This is a genomic window from Cupriavidus sp. OTU4054 (assembly GCF_038440175.1).
In the GTDB taxonomy this organism is placed as follows: Bacteria; Pseudomonadota; Gammaproteobacteria; order Burkholderiales; family Burkholderiaceae; genus Cupriavidus; species Cupriavidus pauculus_D.
Genome location: NZ_JASATF010000018.1, coordinates 111,372 through 124,245, shown reverse-complemented (window position 1 = coordinate 124,245; position 12,874 = coordinate 111,372). Strand labels below are relative to the sequence as shown.

The window sequence follows — 12,874 nt, the reverse complement described above, 5'->3', positions numbered from 1 at the left end:
CGGGCCCCTGCTTGCCGACGGCCGCCTCGACTGCCGCCACTTCGTGCTTCTGCCCGTTTTTCTGCCGCTTGTCCGCCACGCGCCGCTCCCCTTGCTGTCACCCTCAGAACCGCGCCCGGGCCCGTTGCCCGGGCGGGATGTCCGTCAGACGCCGTAGCGCTGGCGGTAAGCCGAAACGGCCTCGCGGTGCGTGCTCAACGAAGCGTCCTGCGACGCATCGAGGTAGGCGAGCAGATCCCTGAGGCTCGCGATCGCGATCACCGGCACGCCGTATTCGCGCTGCACGTCCTGCACGGCCGAATGCGTGCCGATATTATCGGCGGTTCCGCTTTTCTCCATCCGGTCGAGCGCGATCAGCACGGCGGCCGGCTCGGCGCCCGCGGCGCGGATCATCTGCATCGATTCGCGCACCGAGGTGCCGGCCGAGATCACGTCGTCGATGATGACGACCTTGCCCTGCAGCTTCGCGCCGACCAGCGTGCCGCCTTCGCCATGGTCCTTGGCTTCCTTGCGGTTGTACGCAAAGCCCACGTCGCGGCCCATGCCGGCGAGCGCCACGGCAGTGGCCGAGGCCAGCGTAATGCCCTTGTAGGCCGGTCCGAACAGCACGTCGAACTGCACGCCCGAGGCCAGCAGGGTTTTCGCATAGAATTGCGCCACCTGACCGAGCATCGCCCCCTGGTTGAACAGGCCGGCGTTGAAGAAATACGGCGATTTGCGACCCGCCTTGGTCACGAACTCGCCGAAGGACAGCACACCCGCGTCGAGCGCAAAGCGGATGAAGGTCTGGCTCAGTTCGCCCGTCAGGGCGCCGGGGGTCGTCTGCTGCGTCATCTTTTCTCTCTGAATACGAAAATTTCCCGAGATGTTACGGATTATCAGCGCCAACCTCAACGGCATCCGCTCCGCCTCCAAGAAAGGCTTCTTCGACTGGATGGGCAAGCAGGACGCGGACATGGTCTGCGTGCAGGAGCTCAAGGCCCAGGCCGCCGACATGACCGACGCCTTCCTGGCGCCGCACGGCTATCACGGATTCTTTCACTATGCCGAGAAGAAGGGCTACAGCGGCGTCGGTCTCTACACCCGCCACAAACCCGAGCGCGTGATCACCGGCTTCGGCAACCCCGAGTTCGACAATGAGGGCCGCTATGTCGAGGTGCAGTATCCGCACCTCGCGGTCATTTCGGTCTACGTGCCCTCCGGCTCCAGTTCAGAGGAGCGCCAGCTCGCCAAGTTCCGCTTCATGGAGGCGTTTCTGCCCCACCTGCTGCAACTGAAGGCCAGCGGGCGCGAGATCGTGCTGTGCGGCGACGTGAACATCGCGCACAAGGAAATCGATATCAAGAACTGGAAGGGCAACCTCAAGAACTCCGGTTTCCTGCCCGAGGAGCGCGCATGGATCGGCGCGCTGTTCGACAGCCACGGCTACGTGGACGTGTTCCGCCAGCTGGACCCGCGCCCGGACCAGTACACGTGGTGGAGCAACCGCGGCCAGGCGTACGCGAAGAACGTCGGCTGGCGCATCGACTACCACCTGGCCACGGCAAAGATCGCGGAAACGGCCAAGGTCTGCGCGATCTACAAGGACGAGAAGTTCAGCGACCACGCGCCGCTGTCCATCGACTACGACTACCCGCTGTAAATCCGCCAAGCGCCGGCTGCGCCACAGCAAACGCGGGACAGCCGTCATGCAACGTCGTTACAATGCGGGTTCCTCGCATTTTTCAGAGTGAGACCGCCATGGTTTTCAAAGTATTCGTCGATGGTCAGGAAGGTACCACCGGTCTCCGGCTGCTCGACTATCTCTCGGGCCGCAGCGACGTCGAACTCCTGCGCATTGCCGACGACAAGCGCAAGGATCCGGCGGAGCGCGCGCGCTTCCTCAACGCCGCGGACGTGGCGTTCCTGTGCCTGCCCGACGTCGCCTCGCGCGAGGCCGTATCGCTGGTCACCAATCCGAATACCTGCGTGATCGACGCCAGCACGGCGTTCCGCACGTCGGACGACTGGGCCTACGGCCTGCCCGAACTCACGCGCGGCCAGCGCGAGAAGGTGCGCGCGAGCAAGCGTATCGCCGTGCCGGGCTGCCATGCGAGCGCGTTCGTGCTCGCCGTGCGTCCGCTCGTGGAAGCCGGCCTGCTGCCGCGCGACTATCCGGTGACCGCGTTCTCGCTGACCGGCTACAGCGGCGGCGGCAAGAAGATGATTGCCGAGTTCGAAGCCGGCGGTAACCCGAAGCTCGACAGCCCGCGTCCGTACGCGCTCGGCCTCGAGCACAAGCACCTGCCCGAAATGCGCGTGCAGGGCGGCCTGTCGCAGGCGCCGATCTTCAACCCGATCGTCGGCAACTTCCTGAAGGGCCTGGCCGTGACGGTGCCGGTGTTCCCGGCGCTGCTGTCGCGCAAGGCCGATGCCGAGGCGATTCTCGACATCTACCGCAAGCACTACGAAGGCGAGCAGTTCGTGCGCGTGCATCCGTTCAACAGCGAAGCGAACCTCGACGGCGGTTTCTTCGACGTGCAGGCGAGCAACGACACGAACCGCGTGGACCTGTTCGTGTTCGGCAACGGCGAGCGCCTGAACCTCGTCGCCCGCCTGGACAACCTCGGCAAGGGCGCCGCCGGCGCGGCCGTGCAATGCATGAACGTGCATGTGGGCGCCGACGAGGCGACCGGTCTCGCCGCCTGAGCCGCGCGTCGGTTCGCGACGACGTCCATGAAAAACGCCGGGCTCGCCCGGCGTTTTTTTTATTTCGGTTTCGCGCCGGCCCCGGCAACGGGCGGCTTCCTGAGCGGATGCATGCGGTCGTCGTCGCCCTCGTCCACGGGCGCATCGCCGAGGTTCGTCATATTGGTCTGATGCTCGGGCAGCATCTCCATCGGCATGTCCTTGGCGTTCGCGTAGAGGCGCAGCGCTTCCTTCATATGCCGCTCCAGCACCGCGATCCGGCTGCGGCCCGACGGATGCGTGGACAGCATCTCCTCGCCGGGGTCGAGCATCGTGCCCATCTTGCGCCAGAGCGTGATGGACGCGCGTGGGTCGTAGCCCGCGCGCGAAGCCATGTCGAGGCCGATCAGGTCCGCTTCGGTCTCCTCGAGCCGCGAGAACTTCAGCGTGATCAGCCGCGCGCTGTTGCCGATGTCCATGTTGCCGAGATTGCCGAAGCCCGTGAGCTGCGACATCACGTTGGCACCGAGGTTGGTCACCTCGGCCTGCGCCGCGCGCTGCCGCGCGTGCTCCTCGAGCGCGTGCGAGATCTCGTGGCCCATGACCATCGCGATCTCGTCGTCGGTCAGCCTGAGCTTGTCGATGAGTCCCGAGTAGAACGCGACCTTGCCACCGGGCATGCAGAACGCGTTGATCTGGTTCGAATGGATCAGATTGATCTCCCACTGCCACTTCGCGGCGGCGGGATTCCAGCGCAACGTCTCCGGCAACAGGCGCTTGCCGATCGCGCGCAGGCGCTGCAGCTGCGGATCATTGTCCGCGGCCAGCGCGTGGCGCACGATCGCTTCCTGCTTGATCTGTTCATACTCGCGCGCGGCCTGCTGCTCGATCATGTCGCTCGGCACGATTTCCCGAATCCGCGACTTGCGCAGTTCCACCGAAACGCCGGGATCGCCGGGCATCATCGCCGCGGCGGGGACTTCGACGCCCGAGGCCGGGCCCTGCGGCATCGCCGGCGCGGCGGGCGTGGCGGGGGCGGTCGGCGTCGAGAGGGCCGAGGCCGGGCCGCCCTGCGCGAACACCGATCCCGCCGACAGCACGCACCACGCCGAGAGCGCCGCGAGCGCCGGCTTCAGGGCGGCCGCAAGCGGCCCCGGGCGTTGCAACGGGTGGGAAAACACGGCGGTGAGGCAGGGCACGGGTCGGGTCACGGGGCAGGTCACGTGTCGTGATCTCGCGGGAAATGGGGGCAGCGCGCAGGCGTGGTGCAATAATACACGGCAGCCTCGCCAGCGCTCACTCCCCACCGCCCGCGCCCATTCATGACGTTTCAAGCCTACCTCGATATTTTTCGCAATCGCCGGATTGGCGCCATGCTCACGCTCGGCTTTGCCTCGGGGCTGCCACTGGCGCTCACGTCGGGCACGCTGCAGGCATGGATGACCGTGGAAGGCCTGGACATCAAGACCATCGCGTTCTTCTCGCTGGTGGGCCAGGCCTATATCTTCAAGTTCCTGTGGGCGCCGCTGATGGACCGCTTCACGCCGCCGATGCTCGGCCGGCGGCGCGGCTGGCTGCTGCTGACGCAGATCGGGCTCGTGGCCAGCATCGCGGGCATGGCGTTCTGCCCGCCGCACGAGGCGTTATGGATGCTGGCCGCGCTGGCCACGCTGGTCGCGTTCCTGTCGGCGTCGCAGGACATCGTGTTCGATGCATACAGTACCGACGTGCTGCGCACGTCCGAGCGCGGTGCCGGCGCCGCGGTCAAGGTGCTCGGCTACCGGCTCGCCATGCTGGTCTCGGGCGGCCTTGCCCTGTATCTGGCCGACCGCGTGATGGGCTGGCCGCAGATGTACCTGTTCATGGCCGCGCTGATGGGCGTGGGCCTGCTCACGCTGCCGTGGGCGCCCGAGCCCGATACGCCGTCCCGTGCGCCGCGCACGATGGAGGACGCGATCGTCGGCCCGCTGCGCGATTTCTTCTCGCGCAAGGGCGCGTGGTGGCTGCTGCTGCTGATCGTGCTGTACAAGCTCGGCGATGCCTTCGCGGGCAGCCTGTCGACGACGTTCCTGATTCGCGGCCTCGGCTTCGATCCGGGCGAGGTCGGCATCGTCAACAAGACGCTCGGGCTGGCGGCGACCATCATCGGCGCGCTGTTCGGCGGCTCGATGATGGTGCGGCTGGGGCTCTATCGCTCGCTGATGCTGTTCGGGGTGCTGCAGGCGGTGTCGAACCTCGGCTACTGGTTCCTCGCGGTCACGCCGCCCCATCTGTGGTCGATGGGCGCGACCATCGCGGTGGAGAACCTGTGCGGCGGCATGGGCACGGCCGCGTTCGTCGCGCTGCTGATGACGCTGTGCAACCGCTCGTTCTCGGCCACGCAGTATGCGCTGCTGTCGGCGCTGGCCTCGATCGGCCGCGTCTATGTGGGCCCGACCTCGGGCTATATGGTCGAGGCATGGGGCTGGGCGCCCTTCTACCTCGCCACGGTCGTGGCCGCGGTGCCCGGCGTGGCGCTGCTATGGGCCATGCGCGGCACCGTCCATCGCTACGAGGCGCAGGCGCGCGAGCCGGAGAACACCGCCGTCGCCCGCCCCGCCTGACGGGTCACTCTTTGTAGTAGACGATTTGATGCGAGGTGGCGAGTAACTCGCCGGCCGCGCTCCAGATCTGCGCGGTCTGGTCGAAGAACCCCTGCCGGAACACCTGTGCCCGCGCGCACCCCAGCACGTGCTGGTCCCCCAGCGCCGCCAGCGTGTCCGCGTCGGCATGGAAATACGTGGTCAGCGACACGGTGCCCGCCGGCACGAAGCCCGCGCGCTTGAGGAAGATGCGCGGGTAGAAGCTGTCGCACCACGACGCAATGGCCGCATAGTCGGGCGTGCGCGCCGGCGCGTCGCGCAGCCAGAACTCGGTGATGCTGTCGGGATGCTCCGTCCCCGGCGTCGTGCCCGGCTTGGCGCCGCGCACGGCGCGGATATCGTAGGCGGAGAGCCACTTCACCGGCGCGAACCCGCCGATCGGCGGCAGCGTGTCCGCGGGCGGCGCCTCGGGCATGACCGCCTCGGGCGAACTCCACGTGTCGCGCCGCACCGCGAAGACCGCGCTGCCCGTGGTCGTCACCGCGCCGTTCTGGCGTACCGTCAGCGTCCAGTGCTGGGTCGAACGATTGGTGCGCGACGGCACAGCCTCGATCTCGAACGGCCCCTCGGCGATCGGCCCCGCAAAATTCACGGTCAGCGCGATCGGATCGCCGAGGCGTTCGGGGTGTTGCAGCGCGGCCTGCAGCATCGTGGCCGCCGTGATGCCGCCGAACGGCCCGATCATGTTCCAGTAATTGGGCGTGGTACGGCCGTCGAAGCGGTGTTCGCCGACGGGCGCCAGCTGCAGCGCCTCGTCGAACGGATGGAGATCAGACGTTGAGGACATGAAAAAGCACGCTCGTTCGATAATGCTTCGAACAATAGGACGAGCGTGCGATTTCGTCAATCGGGATCAGACCGCGCAAACCCGATAGACCGCGAGGCTGCCGCGCCAGTTGAAGCCCCAGTTGACGGTCACGCCTTCGTGCATGACCACGCGATCGACCACGCGCAGGCCCACCTTGGGCGCCAGCGCCTCGAAGTCGCTGATCGTCAGCACGCGCACGTTCGGCGTGTTGTACCACTGGTAAGGCAGCGACTCGGACACCGGCATGCGCCCGCGGAACACCGACAGCCGATGCGGCCAGTATCCGAAGTTCGGGAACGAGACGATGCACTCGCGCCCCACGCGCAGCGTGTCGCGCAGCACCTGCGCGGTGTTGTGGATCGTCTGCAGCGTCTGCGACAGGATCACGGTGTCGAAGCTCTTGTCCTCGAACAGCGCGAGCCCGCCCTCGAGGTTCTGCTGAATCACGTGCACGCCCTTCTGCGCGCACGCCAGCACGCCCTCGTCGCGAATCTCGATGCCGTACGCCTGCACGCCGAGCTCGCGCTGCAGCACGTTCAGCAGGCTGCCGTCGCCGCAGCCCGCGTCGAGCACCGTGGAATTCGGCTCGACCCAGCGCGCGATCGCGCGGAAATCCGGGCGCAGGGCCAGCACGTCGGGATGGGATGCGGCATTCATACGCCAATCTCCTCGGCAATGCGGTCGTAATACGCGCGCATCAGGTTGTGATAACGCGGATCGTCGAGCAGGAAGGCGTCGTGTCCGTGCGGCGCCTCGATCTCGGCGTACGACACCGGGCGCTTGTTGTCGAGCAGCGCCTTGACGAGCTCGCGGCTGCGGCTCGGGGCAAAGCGCCAGTCGGTCGTGAAGCTTGCCACCAGGAAGCTCGCCTGCGTTCCGGCCATGGCGCGCGTGAGGTCGCCGCCGAAGGCCAGCGCCGGATCGAAGTAGTCGAGCGCGCGCGTGATCAGCAGATACGTGTTCGCGTCGAAGTACTCGGCGAACTTGTCGCCCTGATAGCGCAGATAGCTCTCCACCTGGAACTCGACGTCGAACGAGAAGCGGATGTCCTCGGCCTTCAGCGAGCGGCCGAATTTCTCGGCCATGTCCTCGTCCGACAGATACGTGATGTGCCCGATCATGCGGGCCACGCGCAGGCCGCGCTTGGGCTTGACGTTGTGCGCGTAGTAGTTGCCGCCATGGAAGTCCGGGTCCGACAGGATCGCGCTGCGCGCGACCTCGTTGAACGCGATGTTCTGCGCCGACAGCTTCGGCGTGGACGCCACGACGATGCAATGGCGCAGCCGCTCGGGATACTTGAGGCTCCAGGCCAGCGCCTGCATGCCGCCGAGGCTGCCGCCCATCACCGCCGCGAACTGCGTGATGCCGAACGCGTCGGCCACGCGCGCCTGCGCATCGACCCAGTCCTCGACGGTCACCACGGGAAACAGCGCGCCGTAGGGCGTGCCCGTGTCCGGATTGACGCTCATCGGGCCGGTCGAACCGAAGCACGAGCCGAGGTTGTTCACCCCGATCACGAAGAACCGGTCCGTATCGAGCGGCTTGCCCGGGCCGACCATGTTGTCCCACCAGCCGACATCGCGCGGGTCGTGAGCGTACACGCCCGCCACGTGGTGCGAGGCGTTGAGGGCATGGCACACCAGCACGGCGTTCGTCCGCGCGGCGTTGAGCGTGCCGTAGGTTTCCACCATCAGGTCGTAGCCGGACAGCTGGCTGCCGTTGCGCAGCTTCAGCGGTTCGGCGAAATGCATGCGTTGCGGCGTGACAATGCCGACGGAGTCGTTCGGCGCATCGGCGACGCTCAATACTGCGGCAGGAGGAGCAACATCGGTCATGGAGCAGGCCCGTTGGCGACAGGCATGAAAAAACCCGACTGGCGATGCGTCATTGCAACGCGGCCAAATCGGGCTTTTCGCGGAGACTCCGCGCGGTGGATGCCGGGCATCGACCAACCTCTTTAGCCGCATTTATATTGGCGGCAAGGCTGGTTCCGGCTCGTATTTCCCGGAATCTTCCCTGCTACCGCGCGCCCGCAAGCCAGTCATCAAATCGGCGCGACACGGCGATTATAGTGCAAGTCGGCCCGGCGGGTCACCGGCGGCGATTCACCCCAGCAGTACGCGCAACTGGCCGTCGATGTACTCGCCGGGCAGCTTGCGGAAGCCGCTCTTCGCGTAGCGGTGCCAGTGTCCCTGCACGCTGGCCATGATCAGCGCGGCGCGCACGGGGATATCGGCATCGGACGGAAACGCGCCCTGCGTGACGGCCACCTTCAGGCACTGGCGCAGCGAGGCCTCGATGCGATCGACCATCTGGTTGATCCGCTCCTGCAGCCGCTCGTGTTCGCCGACCAGCGCCTCGCCGGTCAGCACGCGCGTCATGCCCGGATTCTTCTCCGCGAACGACAGCAGCATGCGCACGATCGCCTGCGCCTGGCGCAGGCCGTGTTCTTCCTGCAGCGTGATCTGGTTCACGAGGCCGAAGACGGTCTGCTCGATAAACGCGATCAGGCCCTCGAACATCTGCGCCTTGCTCGCGAAGTGGCGGTACAGCGCGGCCTCCGATACCGAGAGGCGCGCGGCCAGCGCCGCGGTCGTGATCTTTTCCCCGCGCGGATGCTCGAGCATGCCGGCCAGCGTCTGCAGGATCTGGATGCGGCGTTCCCCCGGACGCGGCCGCTTGCGCGCCGACGTGCCCTCCGCCCCGGCTTCCGTCTCGGCCAGTTCGGCGGCGACCTGCGCGCCAGCCTGGTTTCCCGATTCGCTCCCCATGTGTCGTGCGATGGTTTGATTCATGACCCAGTACCTTTTTATTGTTTGATGAGGTGATCCAGCGATTGTACTTTTTTGTTCACATAACGTGGCCGGTTGACCACACGGGCACGCACCCGAGGCGCCGAATCGGGCTGCGACTGTGGCGCGCGGACATCGCTCGTACCCACTTCGCCTGCCTGCCGTCCCCCATTCGGGGGTACCTGGCTTTCCGCCGCCACCAGCGTCACCGACCGCTCCTGCGTGACGTGCGCGGCATGCCGCGCGTCCTCTTCGGCGATCGTCGCGCGCATGGCCGCGTCGTCGTTCGTGGCGGTCACGGGCACCGCATGCGGCCGCGACGGCGCCAGCGTGCGCAGATGCCCGGTGATCCAGGCGGTCCGGATGCCCGTGCCCGCATAGTGCTTCAGGTGGGACAGCGTGTCCTCGACCAGAATGGCGCGGTGCGCGGGCACGCGCGCGCGCGCCAGCCACCGGCGCAGCATGCGCCGATCGGGCTTGGGCCGCAAATGGCCGTGCACCCACATGTCCTCCACGGCAATCACCCGCTCGAAAAAACGGTCGATGCCGGCAATCGCCATGACCGCGCGCGCGTAGTCGCGCGGCGCGTTCGTGATCAGGATCTTGCGGCCCGGCAACCGGCGCAGATGCGCGGCAAGCCCACGCTGCACCCGCACCATGTCGCCGAGTTCGGGAAACGCGTGGGCCGCGCGCAGGAAGTCGTCGGGATCCACGCCATGATGTCGGATCATACCCAGCAATGTCGCGCCGTACCGTTGCCAATAATCAACACGGACCTGGCTGGCGGTGGCGGCATCGGTGTCGAGCACGCGCGCGACATATTCGGTCATCAGCCGGTTGATGGCCGGGAAGATCGCGTGGGAGGCGTCGTGCAGCGTGTTGTCGAGGTCGAACAGCCACACGTCGGGGCCGGACAGGTTGCCGGCCGGGCGTCGTACGACGCGGGCGGCAAGGCGCTTGCCCGCGAGCGGCGTCCGCGTGAGGGCGCGGCGCGAGATCGGTTGTCTGGAGTTCACGCCGGGAGAGGAAAAAGAGGGGGAAGGGGGAGGACGTCCGATAGCGCCCGGCCGCCCCCGAGGGTGCTCAGTGCGAGCGGATCAGCGTACCGAACGCCTGTTCGGTCAGGATTTCGAGCAGCAGCGAATGCTCGATGCGGCCGTCGATGATGTGCACCGAGTTCACGCCGCTCTTGGCGGCGTCGAGCGCCGACGAGATCTTCGGCAGCATGCCGCCCGAGATCGTGCCGTCCGCGAACAGCTCCTCGATCTCGCGCGCGGACAGGTCGGTCAGCAGGTTGCCCTTCTTGTCCATCACGCCCGGGATATTGGTCATCATGACCAGCTTCTCGGCCTTCAGGATCTCGGCCATCTTGCCCGCGACCACGTCCGCGTTGATGTTGTACGCCTGGCCATCGTCGGAGAAGCCGATCGGCGAGATCACGGGGATGAACGCGTCGTCCTGCAGCGCGCGCACCACGGCCGGGTTGATCGCCTCGATATCGCCCACGTAGCCGATGTCGAGGAAGGCGCCCGGGTTCTCGCGGTCCGGCATCTGCAGGCGCTTGGCGCGGATCAGGCCGCCGTCCTTGCCCGTGAGGCCCACGGCCTGGCCGCCGTACTGGTTGATCAGCATCACGATGTCCTGCTGGACTTCGCCGCCGAGCACCCATTCCACGACTTCCATGGTTTCCTCGTCGGTCACGCGCATACCCTGCACGAACGTGCCGACCTTGCCGATCTTTTTCAGCGCGTCATCGATCTGCGGACCGCCGCCGTGCACGACCACCGGGTTCATGCCGACGAGCTTCAGCAGGATCACGTCGCGCGCGAACCCGTGCTTGAGCTTCTCCTCGGTCATGGCGTTGCCACCGTACTTGACCACGATGGTCTTGCCGTGGAACTTGCGGATATAGGGCAGCGCCTCGGCCAGAATCTCGGCCTTGAGCGCAGGCGCAATAGCGGCAATCGAGGTGGTGGCAGGCCCGGGATGGTCGTCGGTCATGGCTGGAAGACTTGAATGTTTCAACAGGTAAGATGGCAATGGCTGGCGCGCGTGGCATTTCCGCCGCTTTGCAGCCGCGCACCGAGACAGGCGCCGATTTTAAAACAAGTTCGCGCGGGCTCGACAACAATCGAGAACGATCGCGCCTGTAAAAGATGTCACCACCTATGACCGACCCCACCCACACCGCCACGGTTCCCGAGGCACTGGCCAGCCGCTGCAGCCAGTGCGGCGCGGCGTTCGTGTGCGGCTACGTCGCCGGGCTCTCCACCTGCTGGTGCGCGCAGGAGCCGTTCCTGCCCGCCAGCGGACTCGTGCCGGACCAGCTGTGCCTGTGCCCCGATTGCCTGCGGAAAAGGAAAGCCGCGCTGGTAAATCGTCCGGACGAATGTCACAATCGCACAAGACTAACCTGACATTCGTCCGACGAATAAATATGAACAGCCTGCGCGGAATCGATCTCAACCTGCTCGTCGTGCTCGAGGCACTGCTCGCGGAACGCCATATCTCGCGCGCGGCGCTGCGGCTGCAGCTGAGCCAGCCCGCGGTCAGCCATTCGCTGGGCCGGCTGCGCCAGTTGCTCGACGATCCCCTGCTCGTGCGTGGCCAGGGCGGCCTCGTGCTGACGCCGCGCGCGCATGAACTGGCGGCACCGCTCGCCGAGGCCCTCGCGCAGGTGCGCATCCTGCTCGGCCCCACGAGCTTCCAGCCATCCACCGCGCGCCGTACGTTCCGGCTCGCGATGTCCGACTACGGGGCGCTCGTGGTGCTCCCGCATCTGCTGCGCACGCTGCGCAAGGCCGCGCCGAACGTCGATCTGACGGTGTCGCAGGCCAGCCGCGAAGCGATGACCGCGCAGGTGGCGGACGGCGAGGCGGACCTGGCCATCGGCGTGTTCGCCTACCGGCCCGAAGGCGTGCGGGAGACACCGCTGTTCGAGGATGGGTATGCCTGTGTGGTGGATGCCGCGACAGTGCGCGACAACGGCCGGCTCGATCAGGTGGCCTACCTCGCGCGTTCGCACGTGCTGGTGGCGAATGCCAGCGAGCCCATGGACGCGATCGATACCGCCGTGGCGAAGCTCGGCGGCCGCCGCAAGATCGCCTGCACGGTTCCGCACTGGAGCGTCGCCCCCGCGCTGATCGCGGGGACCAACCTCGTGCTGACCACCGCGCGCCGCACGCTGGCGGCCATCGAGGACGACGCGCGTTACGCGGTGTTCGCGCCGCCGTTCAAGTCCGATGCACTGCCGGACTTTACCTGCAGCATGCTGTGGCACGCGCGCGCCGAGGCGGATCCCGGCCACACATGGCTGCGCGAACGTGTGGCGCAGGCGGCCGCGCTCGTCGCGCAGGCCGGCCAGTCGCCGGCCGAGGCGCCGATCAGCCTCCGGGGCTGACCGGTGCCGGGCTGATCAATGCTTATGGTCGCCGTGGGCCATGCCGCCCGCGGGCGCACCCGGCTGCGCCGCCTGCGCGGTCAGGTCGCGCACCTCGGCGGTCACACGCTGTTCGACGACCTTGCCGCCCTGCTCGATCTTCAGCGTCAGCGGCACCTTGTCGCCGGCCTTCAGCTGCGTCTTCAGGTCCATCAGCATCACGTGATACCCGCCGGGCTTGAGCTCGACGTTCTGCATCTTCGGCAGATCGAGCGAACCGACCGGACGCATGCGCATCACGTTGTTCTCCATCTTCATCTCGTGCAGCTCGGCGGTGCCGACCGGCGACGACACGCCCACGAGCTTCGCGGCGTCGTGCGCGTGAATGGTCATGAACGCGCCCGAGGCGGTCTGCGCGGGCACCGTGCCACGCACCCAGGCGTTGGTGACATCGACCTGGGCGAAGGCCGCGCCGCTGGCGAAGAGCGCGGCGGCAGACATCACGGCCAACGCCGCGCGGGGAAAGGCTTGCATCTTGTACGTCTCCATGGAAAGCAGACATTAGACCATGAGACCACGGCCTCCC

14 protein-coding genes are annotated in these 12,874 nt (G+C 66.9%); 5 read left to right on the top strand and 9 right to left on the bottom strand.

Translation table 11 applies throughout. The features are described from left to right. Window positions 1-144: 144 nt before the first annotated feature. Entirely contained in the window at window positions 145-834 is a 690-nt protein-coding gene (gene pyrE / locus AAHB16_RS20940) for an orotate phosphoribosyltransferase (protein WP_150373067.1), read from the bottom strand. A 31-nt stretch (window positions 835-865) separates the two neighbouring features. Here pyrE and AAHB16_RS20935 point away from each other — a divergent pair, with 31 nt between their 5' ends. Then, entirely contained in the window at window positions 866-1,642 is a 777-nt protein-coding gene (locus tag AAHB16_RS20935) for an exodeoxyribonuclease III (protein ID WP_150373068.1), read from the top strand. Between the two features lie 98 nt (window positions 1,643-1,740). Further along, complete coding sequence (gene argC / locus AAHB16_RS20930; protein ID WP_150373069.1) at window positions 1,741-2,688, top strand: N-acetyl-gamma-glutamyl-phosphate reductase; 948 nt, start codon at window positions 1,741-1,743, stop codon at window positions 2,686-2,688. 59 nt (window positions 2,689-2,747) lie between these two features. On the opposite strand, the gene AAHB16_RS20925 is transcribed toward argC, so the two are convergent. After that, on the bottom strand, window positions 2,748-3,878 hold the full coding sequence (locus AAHB16_RS20925; RefSeq protein ID WP_223851337.1) for a M48 family metallopeptidase: 1,131 nt from the start codon (window positions 3,876-3,878) through the stop codon (window positions 2,748-2,750). Window positions 3,879-3,989: 111 nt separating this feature from the next. Here AAHB16_RS20925 and AAHB16_RS20920 point away from each other — a divergent pair, with 111 nt between their 5' ends. Further along, on the top strand, window positions 3,990-5,270 hold the full coding sequence (locus tag AAHB16_RS20920) for a muropeptide transporter (protein WP_150373070.1): 1,281 nt from the start codon (window positions 3,990-3,992) through the stop codon (window positions 5,268-5,270). Between the two features lie 4 nt (window positions 5,271-5,274). Here AAHB16_RS20920 and AAHB16_RS20915 read toward each other — a convergent pair whose 3' ends face one another. The 6 genes from AAHB16_RS20915 to argB form a co-directional block, all read right to left on the bottom strand. After that, window positions 5,275-6,096: an acyl-CoA thioesterase gene (locus AAHB16_RS20915; RefSeq protein ID WP_150373071.1), complete on the bottom strand. Its 822-nt coding sequence runs from the start codon at window positions 6,094-6,096 to the stop codon at window positions 5,275-5,277. Window positions 6,097-6,162: 66 nt separating this feature from the next. Then, window positions 6,163-6,774, bottom strand: coding sequence for a methionine biosynthesis protein MetW (metW, locus tag AAHB16_RS20910; RefSeq protein ID WP_150373073.1), 612 nt, complete (start codon window positions 6,772-6,774; stop codon window positions 6,163-6,165). Then, a complete protein-coding gene (gene metX / locus AAHB16_RS20905) occupies window positions 6,771-7,952 on the bottom strand; it encodes a homoserine O-succinyltransferase MetX (protein WP_342051879.1) in 1,182 nt (393 codons plus the stop codon). Before metX ends, metW begins: the two co-directional genes overlap by 4 nt. A gap of 270 nt (window positions 7,953-8,222) precedes the next feature. Then, window positions 8,223-8,888: a nucleoid occlusion factor SlmA gene (gene slmA / locus AAHB16_RS20900; RefSeq protein WP_150373911.1), complete on the bottom strand. Its 666-nt coding sequence runs from the start codon at window positions 8,886-8,888 to the stop codon at window positions 8,223-8,225. 38 nt (window positions 8,889-8,926) lie between these two features. Continuing rightward, window positions 8,927-9,925, bottom strand: coding sequence for an HAD-IA family hydrolase (locus tag AAHB16_RS20895; RefSeq protein WP_446718120.1), 999 nt, complete (start codon window positions 9,923-9,925; stop codon window positions 8,927-8,929). Window positions 9,926-9,992: 67 nt separating this feature from the next. Beyond that, a complete protein-coding gene (gene argB, locus AAHB16_RS20890) occupies window positions 9,993-10,910 on the bottom strand; it encodes an acetylglutamate kinase (protein ID WP_342051878.1) in 918 nt (305 codons plus the stop codon). Window positions 10,911-11,077: 167 nt separating this feature from the next. Between argB and AAHB16_RS20885 the strand changes: the two genes are divergently transcribed. Beyond that, window positions 11,078-11,326 (top strand): cysteine-rich CWC family protein, encoded by a 249-nt coding sequence (locus AAHB16_RS20885; protein ID WP_342051877.1) that lies wholly within the window; start codon window positions 11,078-11,080, stop codon window positions 11,324-11,326. Between the two features lie 20 nt (window positions 11,327-11,346). Next, window positions 11,347-12,309 carry a LysR family transcriptional regulator gene (locus AAHB16_RS20880; RefSeq protein ID WP_342051876.1) on the top strand — a complete coding sequence of 321 codons (963 nt, stop codon included), beginning with the start codon at window positions 11,347-11,349 and terminating at the stop codon, window positions 12,307-12,309. A gap of 15 nt (window positions 12,310-12,324) precedes the next feature. Here the strand turns inward: AAHB16_RS20880 and AAHB16_RS20875 are convergent, their stop codons facing one another. Beyond that, window positions 12,325-12,822, bottom strand: coding sequence for a copper chaperone PCu(A)C (locus AAHB16_RS20875; RefSeq protein WP_191002152.1), 498 nt, complete (start codon window positions 12,820-12,822; stop codon window positions 12,325-12,327). Between the last annotated feature and the right edge of the window lie 52 nt (window positions 12,823-12,874).

What these genes read in the sequence shown, in the direction of transcription:
- AAHB16_RS20915 (WP_150373071.1), bottom strand. Translation starts at nt 6,096, where the DNA reads ATGTCCTCAACGTCTGATCTCCATCCGTTCGACGAGGCGCTGCAGCTG.
- slmA (WP_150373911.1), bottom strand. Translation starts at nt 8,888, where the DNA reads ATGGGGAGCGAATCGGGAAACCAGGCTGGCGCGCAGGTCGCCGCCGAA.
- metW (WP_150373073.1), bottom strand. Translation starts at nt 6,774, where the DNA reads ATGAATGCCGCATCCCATCCCGACGTGCTGGCCCTGCGCCCGGATTTC.
- AAHB16_RS20875 (WP_191002152.1), bottom strand. Translation starts at nt 12,822, where the DNA reads ATGCAAGCCTTTCCCCGCGCGGCGTTGGCCGTGATGTCTGCCGCCGCG.
- AAHB16_RS20920 (WP_150373070.1), top strand. Translation starts at nt 3,990, where the DNA reads ATGACGTTTCAAGCCTACCTCGATATTTTTCGCAATCGCCGGATTGGC.
- AAHB16_RS20880 (WP_342051876.1), top strand. Translation starts at nt 11,347, where the DNA reads ATGAACAGCCTGCGCGGAATCGATCTCAACCTGCTCGTCGTGCTCGAG.
- pyrE (WP_150373067.1), bottom strand. Translation starts at nt 834, where the DNA reads ATGACGCAGCAGACGACCCCCGGCGCCCTGACGGGCGAACTGAGCCAG.
- AAHB16_RS20935 (WP_150373068.1), top strand. Translation starts at nt 866, where the DNA reads ATGTTACGGATTATCAGCGCCAACCTCAACGGCATCCGCTCCGCCTCC.
- AAHB16_RS20885 (WP_342051877.1), top strand. Translation starts at nt 11,078, where the DNA reads ATGACCGACCCCACCCACACCGCCACGGTTCCCGAGGCACTGGCCAGC.
- argB (WP_342051878.1), bottom strand. Translation starts at nt 10,910, where the DNA reads ATGACCGACGACCATCCCGGGCCTGCCACCACCTCGATTGCCGCTATT.
- argC (WP_150373069.1), top strand. Translation starts at nt 1,741, where the DNA reads ATGGTTTTCAAAGTATTCGTCGATGGTCAGGAAGGTACCACCGGTCTC.
- metX (WP_342051879.1), bottom strand. Translation starts at nt 7,952, where the DNA reads ATGACCGATGTTGCTCCTCCTGCCGCAGTATTGAGCGTCGCCGATGCG.